Source organism: Brevibacillus sp. NRS-1366 (genome assembly GCF_050467985.1).
The window spans coordinates 106957-124194 of record NZ_JBITPN010000013.1 but is presented as its reverse complement, the minus strand read 5'-3'; the positions used below and the strand labels follow the sequence as shown (position 1 = coordinate 124194).

Below are 17238 nucleotides of genomic sequence, written 5' to 3'. Positions count from 1 at the left end.
CCTCGCTTTCTCTATCTCTATCTGACTTACAAAACCTTCGATAAAAATGCTTTCGTTCGCTCATGTTTCGGGTTTACAAAGATATCTTCCGGTTTTCCATCCTCGACGATTTTTCCACCGTCTACGTAAATGACCCGGTCCGCCACTTCCCTGGCAAATCCCATCTCATGGGTGACAATCACCATGGTCATGCCTTCCTTGGCCAGCTGCTTCATGACAAGCAGCACCTCGCCCACCATCTCCGGGTCAAGCGCAGAGGTTGGTTCGTCAAACAGCATCACATGCGGTTCCATCGCCAGTGCCCGTGCGATCGCCACGCGTTGTTGCTGTCCGCCGGAGAGCATACGCGGGTAGGCATCCGCCTTTTCCGAGAGACCTACTTTTTTCAGCAGTTCCCTTGCCAGTGTTTCCGCTTCTTCCTTGGACTTCTTTTTTAATTTCATCGGGCCAAGCTGAATGTTCTGCAAGACGGTCATATGAGGAAACAGATTAAACTGTTGGAACACCATCCCCATTTTCTGGCGAAGCTTGTCGATGTCGACCTCTTTGCTCACGATGTTTTCGCCTTCTACCATGATCTCGCCGGAGGTCGGCTCTTCAAGAAGATTGAGACATCTCAAAAACGTACTCTTCCCTGATCCGGATGAGCCGATTACACAAACCACTTCTTGGCGCTCGATATGTGTGTCTATGCCTTTCAATACTTCTAAGTTCCCAAAAGACTTGTAGAGGTTTTTGACTGTAATCATGAGACCGAAAATCTCCTTTCCAGCCTTGTCGACATAAAGGAAACCGCGTAGATGAGGATAAAGTAGAACACTCCTACCACAGTCAGGATTTCAAACGCTCGGAAATTCATGGCGTAGATCGATTGTCCTTCCATGGTCAACTCGGCAACACCGATTACGGAAAGCATCGAGGTATCCTTGATGGCATGGGTAAACTGATTGACGAAAGCAGGAATCATCCGTCGTACAGCCTGCGGCAGAATAATCAGGGCCATCGTACGGCCATAAGAAAACCCGAGTGATCTGCCTGCCTCCATCTGCCCTTTGTCAATAGACTGAATTCCCCCACGAAAGATTTCAGTCATGTATGCCCCGATGTTTAAGCTAATCGCGATGATTCCTGCCGTAAATGCCGACAGCTTCATATCGAATACGGATGGTATGGCAAAATAGATGAACAGGATTTGAATCAATAGCGGTGTCCCTCGAATGACGTTGACGTAACTAGCAGCTATGAACCGCAGCACGGAATTTTTGGACATGCGCATAAAACCGGCTGCAAGCCCGATAAACAGCGCGATTACATTGGAAATGATCGAAATGACAATCGTCATGTACAACCCCTGCGATAAATACGGCAATGCTTCGCGGATGATGTTCCATGTATCCAACCCTCAGAACCTCCTTTTTTTCTGTAATGAAGGCGTGTCCCAAAACACATCCTTTCATTGCTGTCACTTAAGGTTTTGCCCCAAACCATGCTTCATAGATTTTGTCGTACTCGCCATTTTCTTTCAGCTTCTTCAAGCCCTCATTCAGCTTGTTTTTGAGCTCTTCATTTCCTTTGGTGATCGCAAAAGCGCTTTCATCTGTGGTCAAGTAATCTCCGACAACCCGGAATTTTTGGTTGTCACCGTCAAGCTTCATTCGGTAATCATTCGTTGGAGAGTTCATGACAAGCGCATCAGCATTTCCGGTTTCTACAGCGAGATAGACGGCATCTGTCTCTTTCAACGGGCTTGTGGTTGCCCCGTATTTTTCAGCCAGTTCCTTGGCCGTTACCAACGTCGTAGACCCTTGAGTTGCTACAATTGTGCGGCCTTTCAAATCCTCATAGCTCTTTATATCACTGTCATTTTTGACCACAAGCACTAGCCCGGAAGTCAGGTACGTATCAGTGAAATCAACGACTTGCTTGCGTTCTTCACGTATGAGTACAGATGTCGCGAGATCTACCTGCTTCGCCTGCAAAGCGGGGATAAAACCGTCGAATTTCATTTCCTTGTATTCGGGCTCCAGTTTTTCAATCTTTGCAATCGCTGTCAACAAATCGATTTCAAAACCTACCAGTTGCCCGTCTTTTTTATAGGTGAGTGGTGGATAGTTGTTTAATGCGGCTACAGAAACCTTGGTACCTCCTGAACTGCTTGCCTGCCCGTCCGTTGCACTGTTTGAACCACAACCCGCAAGCGCAAGAGCTAGAAGACCAGTTGCAGCAGCTAACACAGAGAATCTTTTTATTTTTTTCAATATGATCAAACCCCTTCTTCTGATAGTTTCCTGCAGAGCGCACGCAAACACCCGATGATCACTTGACTACACTGTTTTTTCCCATTCACCCCACTGTAAGAAAATTGAAAACTCAAAAGTTTTTAATCTTATTGAATGGTTAGATATTAACTTATGTAACAAACACTTGTCAACCAAATATAATACTAAGTATTCATTGTTTGTTCTCCGTCATTTTGACCCTGATGTATATAACGAAAACGGCAAAAAACCCTTGGCAAGGGACTTAGGGGCATGATCCATCCATCCCATGTCCACTGAAAAGGGCTGCGCTTTGGTTGTTGTTTACATTTACTTATGACTAGAATTTATAATGAGCGATATATTTCCATGTATCCGTATTAATATTAAACACATTCACTTCAATTGGCGTTTTGTTCTCCATGTAGCAAATACGCGTTCCCCTCAGCAGTGCCGAGGCGTTGGGCAGTTGCAAGGCTCCAGCAATATAGGGATCAGCTATGACTGCTTCTATTTCATCCTCCACCTCTATATAATCGATATCTGCTTTGTCCTTCAACAGCTGCTGCACGGAAGAAAAGGTGTCGTTCTCCTCAAATACCGCAAGCGGGACGATCGGGCGAATATAGTGTTCCATGTAAATAATCGGTTTGCCGTTCAAATAGCGAATCCGTGAAAGATAGATCAGCTCTTCGTGTTCTCCCAAGCCTAAAAGGCTGGAATACGGTGGTTTTACCACTTTCTTTTGCTCAATTGTTCGTGCGGAGATTTTCTCCCACTCGGTCGAATAATGATTGCGGAAACCAGACATCAGCGTCCATGTTTCTTTTGGCTTCAGATTCGCTACAAATGAGCCCTTCCCTTGCACCCGATAAATATATCCGTCATTTTCAAGCTGCTTTAGAGCCTGTCTGACAGGTGTACGGCTTACTTTAAAACGTTTTTCCAATTCCATTTCAGAAGGCAACAAACTCCCGATCGGATAGGTTGTGTCCATAATTTTCTCTTGGATAGTATCGTAAATCACTTGATATGCTGGCTTCGCATGATTCATCGTTCTACCCCCCTATACATACATTTTACTCCTACATGCTACCAGCATCTGATACGTTGGCCGCGCAATAAGCAGTACTTAGTATTATAACTATATCGGTGAAAGGAGTCAAACTTGTACCTGAATGAACGAATTTGACCATCAACAAGTACGGAAAATCAGGGCTATCCATAAAAAGGTGGATGTCCAAAAGTCATTTCCTACATGACCATTAAGGCATCCGCCGAATATTCCCCTTATATCTTTTTCACAAACTCTGATTTTAGCTTCATCGCTCCAAAGCCATCTATTTTACAATCAATATCATGATCCCCATCAACCAACCGGATGTTTTTAACTTTTGTCCCTATTTTCAAGACCGAGGAAGAGCCTTTTACTTTAAGGTCCTTGATTACGGAAACAGTGTCTCCATCGTTTAGGATATTTCCATTTGCATCTTTAACAATCTTTTGATCTCCACTCTTGTCGGTATCTGCTTGTAAGGTCCACTCATGACCACATTCAGGGCAAACCAGGGAGCTTTCTTGTTCGTACGTGTATTCCGAATTACATTTTGGGCAGTTTGGCAAAGTAGACATGATTTCTATTCCTCCATCCGTTATTGCTAATTTTAACATATACGATTTATTTTACAATTTTCCTAGTCATCATTTGTCCCGTTAGGACTTCGGACAGTTTCCATTGTTTGCTGTTACTTTCCTGCTGTCATCCACACAATATCTTCACCAAGCTTAGATACCCAGGCTTGAGGGGCATCTTCATCACATAAAATGACACTTATTTTCTCTAACGGCACAATCTTACCAAAGGCCTCGATTCCGATTTTGGACTGATCCGCTAATACTATTACTTCCTTCGATACTTTGATCATTTTCTTCGATATGAGGCATTCAGTCAGTTTACATCGGCCGCGAATGGCCCTCGCGAATTCCAGAATCGTCGTTCCGACCCCCATTACGATGGTATCGCCATCCTGTACTAACTCTGCGGCTATTTTCGCGATCTTCTGCTTAGCCTCCATCTGAAACTGCTGGTTTATCTGTCCGATTTCCGGAACACATGATCAGGCTGTCAGCGCTGCCTCTTCGGATCGTTTACGATGGATGATGCGAGAAATCGTGATGGAAAGCTCGTATAGGGCAACCCAGGGGCACGATGACCACTTCATCGGACACGAGATCAGGCGGCGTAAGATTCATTTCTTGGTTCATGGTAAACTACCCTCCTACTTTCCTAAAGAACAGAGAAAAAGGTAGTGCGAACGAGCGCACCACCTCCCAATATGACTTGTTCAATTGACTCGCTTTACGTTCTCTTCGTTGCTGCGGGAGGAGTTCTCAAACGCCTGTTTGTCTTTTTTATCCTCTTCGTCTTCCTTGGTCAGGTCTTTGGCTGCCGACTTGAATTCCGTCAGCGTGCGCCCGAACGCCCGCCCAATCTCTGGCAGCTTGGATGGACCAAAAATCACTAGAGCGATAACTAGGATCAAAATCAAACCTGGTATCCCAATGCTTGATAGCATGTACGTTTCAATCCCTTCAGTGAATTTTTGTATTCCCAAAATCGAGTTATGGAAGTAGGGAAGTCTTCCTAAAGAACACCTTATCTTTTCACTTTTTCTTTTTTCTTGTCTTCCTCTAATGGTGCGGGATCAATACTTTGGTCATCAGCTGTTAAGTCGATGCCATAGTCCTTAGCAAAAACCATGTGGGTTTCTACGAGAACGTCATCTGTATTTTCATCTAGATTGAATATTCTGGCGCCACGCAGCCTATTCCTTTCTTCTCCTTCAAGGCCGTAGGTACCGAATCCGGTGTTACCGGCATAGCCAAGCAAGATCCCATAATAATTACCTACGTAGGTATTCACATGGTCATGGCCACAAAAGACGCCCTTGACATCGCCTCTCTCCAGCATTGCCGAAAACATGCCGCTGTTGATCGGGCCGACGGACTCGGTTTCGTTTCTCTCTCCTACAATATTATGCTTTTTCACGGCATTTGCATGGTGATCATCCGTCCGACCATCTACGCTTGCGTACCACATAAATCTGTGCTCCCAGAGAGGGATATGAATGAACATGAGTGAGGGAACCTTATAGTCGAACTGCTTCTCTAGCTTCTTGGAGGTCTCATAATACCAACTTACTTGATCAAAACGTAGCCAATCCCAAGTAGGATATCCTTTAAAATCCTGATCGGCAATTTTTTTTGGCGCATACCTTCCGCTGTCAAGCAGCCAGAGGTTGAAAGCCGCCTTCTTTTTCTTGGAATTCTGAATAAGCAGGTTCATGTTACCAGTCCCGGTAATGCCTTTCACCCCGGGCGTATTCAAATTGTATTTATAAGACATATAGATTTCGAGCATGTCTTTCTCATCAAGGCCGCTATTCGGGGTAGAATCTTCATCGTGATTTCCGTAAGTAATGGCCCACTTTATACCCCTTTGTTCCATCGGTTGGGCAACATTGTTGATGGCCTGTCTCATTTCAAGAGGTGTATCACAGCCTCCGGTAATATTGTCCCCGTTAAGCACAACAAAATCGGGCTTCTCATCATCAAGCACTTTTTCCATGAGCTCCACAGTTCGGCGATCGATACGTTCATCATCTTGTGTATCGTTAAACTGTACGACCTTGAACTTTCCATCCGAATTAAATTGAAGCTTGAAATTGTCTTTTGCTTCAGCATGGGCTGTGTTGACTAATAAATCAGCTGGAATTCCAGCGGATCCAAGTGTTAATGCAAGTGTAGTCGCTCCTCCAAGTTTCATGAAATCCCGTCTGTTCAACCCTTTTTGTGAATCTTGGTTACTCATAAAATACCCTCCTTCGTCTTTTGGAAATTTTTGTGTGATTTGTTGAGAGTTTTTCGGGTTTTACTATTTGTGATTATATAAACCAAACTTTAACCAACAATAAACACATCGTGTATCTTTTATTAAGAACTTGTTATTCATAGTAATGGGGTTTCCTTGGTGATTGCTTTAGCAGGCACAGCTGCCGTTTTCGAAGATGATGTTTCCTCATCAGCTGATGCGGTTTTAGTGGAGCAGGTTTATCGGGGGTTCGGATTGGTAGGGGAGACCCGAAATCGTTTAAAGCCCCGCCAAAGGATTGGCGGAGCTAATTTTTTCGATCATAAAAACTCTAGAAAAAAGCGCTTTTCGTTACTCTTCAAACTTGAACTTAGACAGCGCGTCCTTCAGCGCCGAGTTTAGCCCCTCGTTCGTATCCTTTTCCTGCCCATTCAGATACTTGGCTACCTCTTTCTTCGAAACCTTGCTGCCCTTTTCCTTGTCCCTGCGTTCCTGGAACGTTTTCAGTTTCTCCCGATGCCCACAAACGCAAACGAAGGTCTGTCCTTCTCCCTCGCCGCGCAGCTCCAATCTTTTATGGCATTGCGGACATCTGGCATTCGTCTGCTTGGCGATACCTTTTCGGTAGCCACATTCCCGATCCTGGCAGACCATCATCTTACCGCGCTTCCCGTTGACCTCCAGCAGAAACTTATTGCACTCGGGGCATCTGCTTCTCGTCAGATTATCATGCCTGAATGTCTTGTCGCTGTTTTTGATTTCGTGGACAACCGCTTTTGCGTAGGTTTTCATTTCACCGATGAACGTCTGCTTATTCAAGCTCCCTTTGGCGATTGCACCGAGCTTCTGCTCCCACTGTGCAGTCAGTGTTGGCGACTGCATTTCATCAGGAACAAGCTCCAGCAGCTGCTTTCCTTTTGCCGTGACGAAAATATGCTTTCCTCGCTTCTCGAAAAGGAAGCTGTTAAATAGCTTCTCAATAACATCAGCTCGGGTCGCCACAGTGCCGAGTCCGCCCGTCTCTCCAATGGTTTTGATCAGCTCTTTACTCTCGCTGGCCATATATTTCGCCGGGTTTTCCATTGCCGTCAAGAGACTTGCTTCCGTGAAAGGCTCTGGCGGCTTCGTCTCCCCATTGGTTTGGGACACGGATATGAGGGATAGACGATCTCCTTTTGTAATCGTAGGCAGTAACTGCTCTGTTACGCCATCTTTTGTGTCGTCTTCCTCCACATCGTGGTCGTACACTTCCCTCCAGCCTTGCGCGAGGACGGTTTTGCCTCTGGCGATGAACAGCTCCGATCCTACTTTTACCTGAATCGTCGTTTGCTCAAATTCAAAGGCAGGCAACAGAACAGCTAGGAAGCGCTTCACCACGAGATCAAATATCTTTCGTTCCCGATCGTTCAGATCCCCTAGAAAAACAGATTGCTCTGTCGGGATGATCGCATGGTGGTCGGACACCTTGCTGTCGTCGACGAAGGATTTGTTTGCTTTGATCGGAGAGCGCAGCAGCTTGGCAGCGAATGGCGCATACGGCTTCATCTGCACAGCCTTGATCCTATCTGGCAGCGTTTCTACGATATCGGCAGAAAGATAGCGGGAATCGGTCCGCGGGTATGTCACTACCTTGTGGTGCTCATAGAGACCTTGCATGATGGAAAGCGTCTCTTTTGCCGAATAGCCAAACAGTCTGTTGGCATCCCTTTGCAGCTCGGTCAAATCGTATAGCTGTGGGGCAAACTTCTTTTTGTGAGCCTTGGCAACCTCGATGACTTCAGCGCTTTTTTCCTGTTTGAGCGACGCCAAAAGCTGATCGGCCTTCTCCTTGGAAAAGGTTCTAACATCCTTTGTCCGCTGATCCTGCCATTGTAGCTGGATCGGTCCCTGTGCCACGGCGCTCAATCCGTAAAATGGCTTGGGTGTGAAGCGCCGAATCTCTTCTTCTCTGCCTGCAACGATTGCCAGTGTAGGAGTCTGGACGCGACCGCACGATAGCTGAGCATTATGCTTGCACGTCAGAGCACGGGTAGCATTAATCCCTACCAGCCAATCAGCCTCTGCACGAGCCGCAGCGGAGGCAAACAGATTCTCGTATGCCTTGCCGTCTTTCAGATTACGGAAGCCCTCCCTGATCGCTTTGTCGGTGACAGAAGATATCCAGAGACGCTTGATCGGCTTGTTTACATGAGCCATTTCGATAATCCAGCGAGCGACAAGCTCTCCTTCTCGCCCTGCATCGGTCGCAATCACGATCTCTTTTACATCGTTTCGCTTCATCTGTTGTTTTACGGTGTGAAACTGCTTATTGCTTTCCTTGATAACAACCAATCGAAGTGGAGACGGCATAATCGGCAAATCCTCGATTTTCCACGAGCTGTATTGCTGCCCGTACGCTTCAGGATCTGCCAACGTGACGAGATGCCCCAGAGCCCACGTCACAATATATTTCTCTCCTTCAAAAAAACCGTTCCCTTTTTTCTGACACTGCAATACTTTCGCTATGTCCCGCCCAACGGAAGGCTTTTCCGCCAGTACAAGTGTTTTACTCATCTATGACACCCTTTCAAACCATCTAACGATCAATAGTTCCATTCTAAACAAAAAAAACGATCAAGGGGTAGTTTGCACGATATCGCTACGCACCGCTTTTTTTCATTTTGTTCATCTCAGCGAGCGTCATTTCATTCAACTGCCTGATAAACGCAAGAATCACAAGCATCTCCTGCTCGCTGTATTGCGACATAAGCTTGAGCGTGGATTGCATGACAGAATCGAACAAGGTAGATATTTGGGTCGCGTTTTCTGGTGCTGCTTTGACGACAACACGTCTTCGATCGTTGGGATCCTTGTCTCGCACTACATACCCTGCCTCTTCCAAGCGGTCGATCACACTTGTAACTGCTCCTGTTGTCAAACCTGTTAATTGAGACAGTTGGCCGGCTGTTACCGGACCCGTACGATTCAGGAAATCCAGGCATTTGTGATCTGTCGCATTGAGGCCCAATTTTTCAGAAATGAGTTGATGAAACATAACAGCACGTGCACTGTTTTGGCGCAATTCTTGGAGCAAAGCCTGCTGAGATGCAGTGAGGTCTTGAAATACAGATGGAAAATCGTCTCTTGACATAAGGAAACCTCCGGCTTATGATCAAAATACCTTAATTAATCAAGATATTAAACTTACAAAGATGCTTTATGAATTAAGATTTTATCTTTAACAGTATAACACAGCGCGCAAGCACAGCCAAACCATTTCACTATGAAAGGATCGATTCTCATGGCAAATCAAGAAGATCTGAAGGACATCCACGCCTTATTTACAAAGTTAAGCGACTCTTGGAATCGCGGCGATGGAACAGCTTATGGCGACTGCTTTACGGAGGATGCCGATTACGTGACATTTATGGGGCAGCATCTAAAAGGCAGGAAGCAAATCGCAGACGTCCATCAATGGCTATTCAACGGTCCGCTGAAAGGCTCCGTTATGGAATCTAGTGTTTCTACCGAACTTCGACCGCGCTTTATTGCATCCGATGTGGCCATTGTTCATGCCACCGGGGAAGTCCGATTGGCTGATCCTTCCCAGAATACGAACGACAGAGGATCGATTAATACGAATGTGATTGTGAAACAAAACGGGGAATGGAAGCTGACCGCTTTCCATAATTGTCGCATCCAGGAAATCCCGGGGAGAAACCGTTAGTCGATCGCAGCTCGTAGCATCTCCAAACCATTCGCTGGTCCCTTTCCTGATCTGGGAAAGGCTTGTTTTTTTAGAAGACAGAGTATTTTTTCACGAAAAAAAAACCTTACACCGAGAATGACGTAAGATTTATCTGCTTTGCTGACATATGTTTGTTTCAATAGATAGTCATCAGCGATGCAGTTGCATCTAATTAATTTCTTGTAAAGGGAAATTCGGATTGATATCTCATTCAATTTAATGTTAAATGTAAGTATCTTTTATTACCAAATACAACCATTTTATAATGGTTTTTTCCAATCAATTGCTGCTATTTGAAAAGGGTAAGCAATCAGACGCTAACCTCGTTAGGACATGCACATCATTTCGCTTTAATTCCGTGGGGAGCAGATAGCCAGCTTGTAGAAGGCGATGGGGAATTTTTTTGTTTAGGGGTACTTTGGTCATGAAAAAGAAATGGATAACGCTTGGTAGCCTTGTATTTGCCATTCTAATATCTTTTTTTGCTATAAAACATGAAATAAACACCAAAAGAGAGTTAAAGGAATATTTGCATATAACAGCTACAGCTTATAATAATGGAGAAAATGATAATGACGGGGTTTCTTTAGTATTGTTCCGTTATTCGATTGCGGATAATAAAATGGCGGAGTTATTTAAAATTCCGATAGATGCTGGATATCCCGTAGCTTTTGCAGATATTCGAAACAACAAAGCGTATTTTAGCAATAGTATCAGCGGTGACGAGTCTGATAATTTGTATGAATATGATTTACAAACTTCTGCTAGCAAACAATTAACCTCAGGTAAGTTTCTTTTTAATGATATGTTTATCGTAGATGATAAAATGTTTGTAAATGTTGCACCGCAATATGCAACGGTTACACAACCCGCCATTTTTGATCTGAAGACGAAGCAGTTTACTTATCTGAATCCAAATGACGATGATACGTGGTACCAATCATTGTCCTATAACTATTCTACGAAAAAATTACTGAGCCTCACCACTTCCGATTCTGTCATGAGAAGCTATAATGTTGTGGCGGTTACCCATATCAGACCCAAGACTTTATATTTGATGGATGTCAATCTTGGAAATTACGAGCCGATATACCATACAGACCAATTTGAAATCAGACTTACTCGGCAACTTGATGCAAATAGAATTTTAATGACAACCGATCCTCATATGGGTTCGTCTGAGCCCCGAACATTGAAAATGTTGAACATAGACAGTAAAGAGGTAATAGACTTTGATGTTCCAGGTATTAAAGAAGTAAAGTCTTTTTACCCGAGGGATCATGCAGAAGGTTTGTTTATTTTAGGAATGGATTACAATAATCAATACGGTCTTTTTTATTATGATATGGTGAAAAAGAATGTGAGTAATGTATTTGAAAATGATAAGCTTCCAAAGGATCATCGTAGTATAGTAGATTTCGTTTATAGTATAGATTAAATCTCTGCCATGTGTGGTGGGGATTTTGTGGATATCAAAAGCTAAAAAACAAGCCGACCTATAAGGCCGGCTTGCTGCTATTTACAGTAAGGCTTTCCTTTTTCATATGGTCTGAATCGTTCCTTCGCGAATAAACATGACCTCATGCAAGAAAATCAAACGGATACATACTACAAATAACGAAGACGATTTCGGCCCAATAAAACAGGGGCTGCAACGGACTGCCCCCTGCAATCTGTTACAACCCCCAAACTGTACTGACACGGTTTTTAGGCGGCCACTACATTTGCCTGTACCCTTAGTAGAATAATTCCCGTGGGGGCACTTTTGTCAAAGCGATCAAAGCTCAGCCGCTGACATATGTTTTAAAGCCTTCCACTGCTTCGGCCAAATCTTTGGGGCCAAGCGGTTTGACACTGTTTAACTGGTGGGCTCCATACGCCAGGTGGGCAACCTCTTCGATGGCTTCTGCCCGTCTGAAAGCGTCCTTTAACGTCTCCCCAACGGCAATCACGCCATGATTGGCCAATAGCACACCGTTGTTGTCACCCAAGGTATTTACCGCGTGCAGGGCGAGCTCCTCCGATCCATATCGTGCATACGGCGCTACTGCAATTTCATTGCCGATATCCGCCGCCGTATAATGGACGATTGGAATCGGAAGATGGGCGCAGGCAAACATTGTCGCGTAAGTCGAATGTGTGTGAACAATCGCTTTGATTCTGCTGTTGTGCTTGTAGATATAACTGTGCATCGGCGTTTCGGATGAAGGCTTCCGCTTGCCTGCGATAACGTCCCCAGATACAAGGTCAACTTCCAAAATGTCCTGTTCTTCCATTTCCTCATACGGCAGTGCGGATGGCGTAATATACATCGTATCGCCTATTTTTACGCTGATATTCCCTGCTGTTCCAACTACCAGACCATTTTTCTCCAACATTTTTGCATAATGAACGATGTCTTTTTTTACCTGCATGTGATCACTCCCGATCCATTTCTATCGTTCGTTTATCTTGCTTCTAAACGCGCTCCATTTTTGATACAAGGTGTGCAAATGTTCATTGTTCGTAGGTGCAAAGGTTTGCAGTACGGATTTGCACGGATTCTCTATTTGCAGAGCTTCATTGCAAATGATGACACTGCCGGCTATAGAGGCTTGCATATACTCTTGCTTAATGCGAATTTCCTTTTGCAATAAATTTGCCAGCAGCTGGGGCAAAACTTTTCCTTGAAAACCTCCGCCGCACCCCAAAACAAAGTTCTTTTCGCTGGGGGAAATGTCCAATAGCACGTCAAAATTGTGCTTAATGGAACAAGCGATATCAAAAACGATGGCAAAAACAAAATCTGCGGCTGTCAGGTCCTGATGTGCCGGTGCGTCTAACAAGAAGCCTCCTTTTGACAAAGGAAGGTTTTTGTCAAACACCAGTGTTCCAAAAGAAGCCACACAAGTGGGGTTTTGTAGTTTTAGCACTTCGTCTTCGATTTCGGCGTAGTCTTTATCAGGGAAAAAGACTTTCTTCAAGCGTTGGTAGTTCAGACCTGATACGCCCGCATTTGTCTCGATCACAAATTTATTGGGGTCGACGTAGCGATTTCCCCAGCAGCGCGCCGAATGGTCCACTGTATAGCTGTCCACGACTTTTATGATCGGCGTAGTGGTGCCGGAAACTATGACAATATCGCCTACTTCAGGCTGTGTTCCTTTGACCGCCAGTTGCGTATCCGCCCCGCCGACAATAAATAACGTCTCTGGTGAAAGCTGCAGTTCTTTCGCCAGCTCGGGCTTGATTTTCCCTAGTACGGATCCGCTCTCCCTGATTTCAGGCAACCAGTCGTATTCAATGCCATACAGATGGCAAAGCTCTTTTGACCACTTGCCTTGACCTACATCAAATAAAGATGTTTCCGAGGCCTGTGACGGCTCATACACGAGATTTCCGGTGCACTCGTATCCAATCCAGTCACTGATACTCGTAAAGGCAGCTGTTTTTTCCCAGATATGATGCTGCCTTTCCTTTACGCCACGTAGTTTCAGGGCCGAAAAAAGTGTACTGATCCAGCGGCCTGTAAGTCCGTATACCTTTTCGAAATCCTTGATGTCGCTCTCCCACTCTAATCCGCGGTTGTCAATATTCGGGAATCCAATTAATGAATGACCTTGACTGTCCAACAAGACAATTCCTTGTCTTTGGCTTGTGGATGAGATCGCCAAAATCTCTACATCAGCTGTTTTTTTCAGCACCTGTTTCATTAACTGAACGGTGTCTTCCCACATTTGCTGTGATTGAAAAAAGTGGTTGTCGGGAAAATCAGCGTCTTTTTGGTACTGGATGACCGAACTCTCCAATGCCAACACTTCACCAAAAATCGAAGCTACCCCGACAGAGGCGTTCCCCGTGCTTATGTCAACAATTAGGTACCCTTTTTTCATAACGGATTTCACCCCTATTGATTGGGAGCTAATAATCTCCTGTTGAAAATGTTTTGCTGGCTTTGGTGTTTCACCCACTTAATCAAGCTTTCATTCATAATGACAGAGTGATGATCTTCCACTTCATAGCTGGCTCCTGCGGTATGGGGAGTTGCCAAAACATTCGGCAGTTGAATCATCTCATAATCGCGCTGGCTAGGTGGCTCTTGATCAAACACGTCCAGGATGGCGCCTCTGATTTGATTGCTTTTCAACAAGTTCAACAGACTTTCATTGTCAACAACGGCAGCCCGTGCCGTATTGACAAAGATCGCTTCTCGTTTCATCCGATTTAACAAATCTGCGGAAATCATTCCTTTTGTCTGATCATTTACTGGCAAATGGATAGAAACGATATCACTTTGTTCAAATATTTCTTCTAAGCCAAGCCGCTTGTAACCGACGGACTCGGCCTCAATAAACGGATCGTAATACTGGATGGCGCAAGGAAAGTGTTTGATCATGTTGGCAATTTTTTGTGGAACTGCCCCGAATCCCACAAATCCGACTGTTTTCCCCGCCAGTTCATTCCCTTTAAAGTTCAGGTAGGCACTAAATGATTCGCCTTCCCAATTTTCCTCCTCTAACCATTTCGTGCTTGGAATGGTATGCCTCATAAATGAAATGACGTTGCCAATAAACAATTCTGCAACCGCCTGGGCATTGCGGGCAGGTGTGTGAAATACCGGGATTCCCTGATTAGAAGCTGCGTCCACATCCACATTGACAGGGTTCGCTCTGCATACCCCAATGAATTTTAACTTGGGATGGCCGGCAATCACTTTTTTCGTCACGTCGTCCAATTCTGTGATCAGTCCATCAGCATCAGTCTCTTTTAATAACGCTAATAATTCCTCTTCAAAAAACTCTCTCCCGTGTTCCTTCCAGGATAAATGTTTGACTTCGCCAAATTCCTCTTTCAACTGCTGCAGGCACTCTTTGTTGTAAGGAGCAGTCACTAAGATATTCATTTATACATCTCCTATTCTTCTACCAGCAAGTGAGCAGTCTCCTCATCGGTCAATAAAATATTGACGATCCGCCCCTTTAATGCGCCTAAAATGGCATGTCTCTTATTCTCGCCGTACGCCATTCCGACTCTGGTAGGAATTCTCATAAAATCCAGGGGTGAGGCGCCAATCACCCTCTCGGAAATTTCAGGCATCGTGAAATCCCCGTTTTCATTGAAAAAATGCAGATTTACATCCCCTACGCTCTTATGTTTAAGCTTTTCACTCGTCAATCCTTTGACAAAGTTTGAGCTTACGATAGTTGACTCGGGTTCGGTATTCCCAATACCCACAATTGCAATATCCACATTGCGGATTTCTTGATAACTATTCCTAATATTTTCGTCCCTCAACAAAACATCTCTGATCTCCTTACTCTCCACAATGGTGGGAGCAGGCAAAAAGAATGGTTTAGCATCTATCGCATACGCCCAGGTTTGGATAAGGGACGAGGCCGGGATTTCGTTTTCCTTTGTTCCCGCACTCCCACATAGCTGAACCAGCTTTAATTGAGGTCGCGGTTCGCACAAGTGCATGACTTGACCCACAGAATACATGGTTCTTCCCCAGCTTAATCCTACCGAACCTTGAAAAGGTAAAATGCTGTTTAAATAATTCACTACAGTTGTTTCAAAAGAGTATCCCTGATGCCGTTTTACTACGACGGCATCTTTTAATTTATACTGCATGACCAGTTTCGCTTCTAAATCGCTTTTTCTTGCGTTATCTGTCTTTGACTGAATATGGAATTGTACAATTCCCTCCTCCCTTGCTTCGTTTAAAAAACGAGCAACTGAAGACCTGCCGATGTCCAATTGTTCTGCAATCTCTTTTTGGGTTAAACCAAGGACATAGTACATCTTGGCAATTCTCTCCAAAAAACTCCTCTCGGACATTTGTTCATTTTCGATACTTTTTCTCATATTTTCATCCTCCATTATACATACCAATAATCTGTTTGCAACCATCATTGTGTTTTGGGAAACAGCAAACCACAACTAAAAACCCCAATTTTATTGTCATTTTTTAAGAGTTATCAAAAAATATTTGATATTCTACAATCCCCTTGCTAAAATCCACCTATAGACATTATATCTAATTTTGAGCAAATGTCCAAAATGGTATAAGCGATTTACTTCACGGAAGGAGGCCTGTACAAAAAAACGTTCCTCACCAAGTATTACTGCAAATGAAAACGCTTTAAAGAAAGGAGCTATCACAAGCATGACAACAATCAGCGGAAAAGGAAAGTTTCTACAATCCATTGGAATACCCCCCAGTTTGATTTGGGGATATCTTGGAATCATCATTTTCATGATGGGGGACGGAATCGAACAAGGATGGCTAAGTCCTTATTTGATTGAACACGGATTTTCCATTCAGCAATCTGCTTCCTTGTTTTCAGTATACGGGATCACCATTGCCATATCATCCTGGTTCTCCGGCGTACTGGTTGAAATGTATGGCCCCCGAAAGGCTATGATGATCGGATTGATCTGCTACCTTTTGGGCTCCGTCGCCTTTATTCATTGGGGGCTTCAAAACTTTTCCCTGCAGTTGATGATCCCTTTTTACGCTTTGAGAGGATTTGGCTACCCTCTGTTTGCCTATTCCTTTTTGGTGTGGATTTCCTACAGGAGTCCAAAAGAGAAATTAGGGGCCGCTGTCGGTTGGTTTTGGTTTGTCTTTTCAGGGGGACTCTTTGTCCTTGGTGCTTATTTTTCAAGCTGGGGCATTAATGCCATTGGACATATCAATACGCTATGGACTTCTGTCCTGTGGGCACTGCTCGGAGCTTTCTTCGCTTTGGTGTTAAATCGCGATAAGGTAGAGGTGACCAAGAAGGATAGCGACACTGGTAAAGTCGCGGAACTCATGAAGGGGTTGCTCATTGTCAAACGCGAGCCAAAGGTGCTGATCGGCGGCTTTGTACGTGTGATTAACACAACAGCCGTTTTCGCGTTCCCCGTGTTTTTGCCTATGTACATGGAGAATCATGGCTTTTCCACGACACAATGGCTGCAAATTTGGGGGTCTATCTTTACCAGCAACATTATCTTTAATCTATTGTTCGGTTTTATCGGTGATAAACTTGGTTGGAGAAACACCATTATGTGGTTTGGTGGTGTAGGGTGCGGGATTACAACACTGCTGCTGTATTATGTTCCCCAATTTGCACCGGGCAATGTCGCAATTCTCTCGATATTGGGGCTTTTATGGGGAGCTCTGCTGGCCGGTTATGTTCCTTTATCAGCGCTTGTTCCTTCTTTGGTCAAAGAGGATAAAGGCGCGGCCATGTCGATTTTAAATTTAGGAGCCGGCCTGCCGACATTTATTGGTCCCGCTCTCGTTGGTTTGCTAATCGGTTTTGTTGGGGAAACAGGGATCGTCTGGGTGTTGGCCATCCTGTATTTTGTGGGAGCCTACCTTACGAAATTCCTGACAATTGATGAAAACTGAT

General features: G+C 44.5%; 17 protein-coding genes. 3 read left to right on the top strand and 14 right to left on the bottom strand.

Annotation, left to right across the window (positions count from 1 at the left end; all coding sequences use genetic code 11):
• Positions 1–26: 26 nt before the first annotated feature.
• From ACIFQN_RS07575 to ACIFQN_RS07530, 10 genes are all read right to left on the bottom strand, one after another.
• Positions 27–749 carry an amino acid ABC transporter ATP-binding protein gene (locus ACIFQN_RS07575; protein WP_429832418.1) on the bottom strand — a complete coding sequence of 241 codons (723 nt, stop codon included), beginning with the start codon at positions 747–749 and terminating at the stop codon, positions 27–29.
• Positions 746–1399 carry an amino acid ABC transporter permease gene (locus ACIFQN_RS07570; protein ID WP_429832417.1) on the bottom strand — a complete coding sequence of 218 codons (654 nt, stop codon included), beginning with the start codon at positions 1397–1399 and terminating at the stop codon, positions 746–748. The genes ACIFQN_RS07575 and ACIFQN_RS07570 overlap by 4 nt, the downstream gene beginning before the upstream one ends.
• Before the next feature lie 67 nt (positions 1400–1466).
• Positions 1467–2258, bottom strand: a complete 792-nt coding sequence (locus ACIFQN_RS07565; protein WP_429832416.1) for a transporter substrate-binding domain-containing protein — start codon at positions 2256–2258, stop codon at positions 1467–1469.
• Positions 2259–2598: 340 nt separating this feature from the next.
• Positions 2599–3312: a GntR family transcriptional regulator gene (locus ACIFQN_RS07560; RefSeq protein WP_429832415.1), complete on the bottom strand. Its 714-nt coding sequence runs from the start codon at positions 3310–3312 to the stop codon at positions 2599–2601.
• Between the two features lie 236 nt (positions 3313–3548).
• Positions 3549–3890: a zinc ribbon domain-containing protein YjdM gene (locus ACIFQN_RS07555; protein ID WP_429832414.1), complete on the bottom strand. Its 342-nt coding sequence runs from the start codon at positions 3888–3890 to the stop codon at positions 3549–3551.
• Between the two features lie 113 nt (positions 3891–4003).
• The gene (locus tag ACIFQN_RS07550) at positions 4004–4333 is read right to left on the bottom strand and encodes a hypothetical protein (protein WP_429832413.1); all 330 of its coding nucleotides are present in this window, start codon (positions 4331–4333) and stop codon (positions 4004–4006) included.
• Positions 4334–4603: 270 nt separating this feature from the next.
• Positions 4604–4834, bottom strand: a complete 231-nt coding sequence (locus tag ACIFQN_RS07545) for a twin-arginine translocase TatA/TatE family subunit (RefSeq protein ID WP_429832412.1) — start codon at positions 4832–4834, stop codon at positions 4604–4606.
• 80 nt (positions 4835–4914) lie between these two features.
• Positions 4915–6129 (bottom strand): metallophosphoesterase, encoded by a 1215-nt coding sequence (locus ACIFQN_RS07540; RefSeq protein ID WP_429832411.1) that lies wholly within the window; start codon positions 6127–6129, stop codon positions 4915–4917.
• 351 nt (positions 6130–6480) lie between these two features.
• On the bottom strand, positions 6481–8682 hold the full coding sequence (locus tag ACIFQN_RS07535) for a DNA topoisomerase III (protein ID WP_429832410.1): 2202 nt from the start codon (positions 8680–8682) through the stop codon (positions 6481–6483).
• 85 nt (positions 8683–8767) lie between these two features.
• The gene (locus ACIFQN_RS07530) at positions 8768–9259 is read right to left on the bottom strand and encodes a MarR family winged helix-turn-helix transcriptional regulator (RefSeq protein ID WP_429832409.1); all 492 of its coding nucleotides are present in this window, start codon (positions 9257–9259) and stop codon (positions 8768–8770) included.
• Positions 9260–9409: 150 nt separating this feature from the next.
• Here ACIFQN_RS07530 and ACIFQN_RS07525 point away from each other — a divergent pair, with 150 nt between their 5' ends.
• Together ACIFQN_RS07525 and ACIFQN_RS07520 are read left to right on the top strand one after the other, a co-directional pair.
• Positions 9410–9835 (top strand): SgcJ/EcaC family oxidoreductase, encoded by a 426-nt coding sequence (locus tag ACIFQN_RS07525; RefSeq protein ID WP_429832408.1) that lies wholly within the window; start codon positions 9410–9412, stop codon positions 9833–9835.
• A gap of 445 nt (positions 9836–10280) precedes the next feature.
• Positions 10281–11294, top strand: coding sequence for a hypothetical protein (locus tag ACIFQN_RS07520; protein WP_429832407.1), 1014 nt, complete (start codon positions 10281–10283; stop codon positions 11292–11294).
• 346 nt (positions 11295–11640) lie between these two features.
• Here the strand turns inward: ACIFQN_RS07520 and ACIFQN_RS07515 are convergent, their stop codons facing one another.
• Genes ACIFQN_RS07515 through ACIFQN_RS07500 form a run of 4 tightly spaced genes read right to left on the bottom strand, consistent with a single transcriptional unit; the run spans position 11641 to position 15775 of the window.
• The gene (locus tag ACIFQN_RS07515; protein WP_429832406.1) at positions 11641–12270 is read right to left on the bottom strand and encodes a class II aldolase/adducin family protein; all 630 of its coding nucleotides are present in this window, start codon (positions 12268–12270) and stop codon (positions 11641–11643) included.
• Positions 12271–12291: 21 nt separating this feature from the next.
• Positions 12292–13728, bottom strand: a complete 1437-nt coding sequence (locus ACIFQN_RS07510) for an FGGY-family carbohydrate kinase (RefSeq protein WP_429832405.1) — start codon at positions 13726–13728, stop codon at positions 12292–12294.
• Positions 13729–13742: 14 nt separating this feature from the next.
• Complete coding sequence (locus tag ACIFQN_RS07505) at positions 13743–14738, bottom strand: 2-hydroxyacid dehydrogenase (protein ID WP_429832404.1); 996 nt, start codon at positions 14736–14738, stop codon at positions 13743–13745.
• A gap of 11 nt (positions 14739–14749) precedes the next feature.
• Positions 14750–15775: a sugar-binding transcriptional regulator gene (locus ACIFQN_RS07500; protein WP_429832403.1), complete on the bottom strand. Its 1026-nt coding sequence runs from the start codon at positions 15773–15775 to the stop codon at positions 14750–14752.
• Positions 15776–16001: 226 nt separating this feature from the next.
• Between ACIFQN_RS07500 and ACIFQN_RS07495 the strand changes: the two genes are divergently transcribed.
• On the top strand, positions 16002–17237 hold the full coding sequence (locus ACIFQN_RS07495; protein ID WP_429832402.1) for an MFS transporter: 1236 nt from the start codon (positions 16002–16004) through the stop codon (positions 17235–17237).
• Position 17238: the final 1 nt, after the last annotated feature.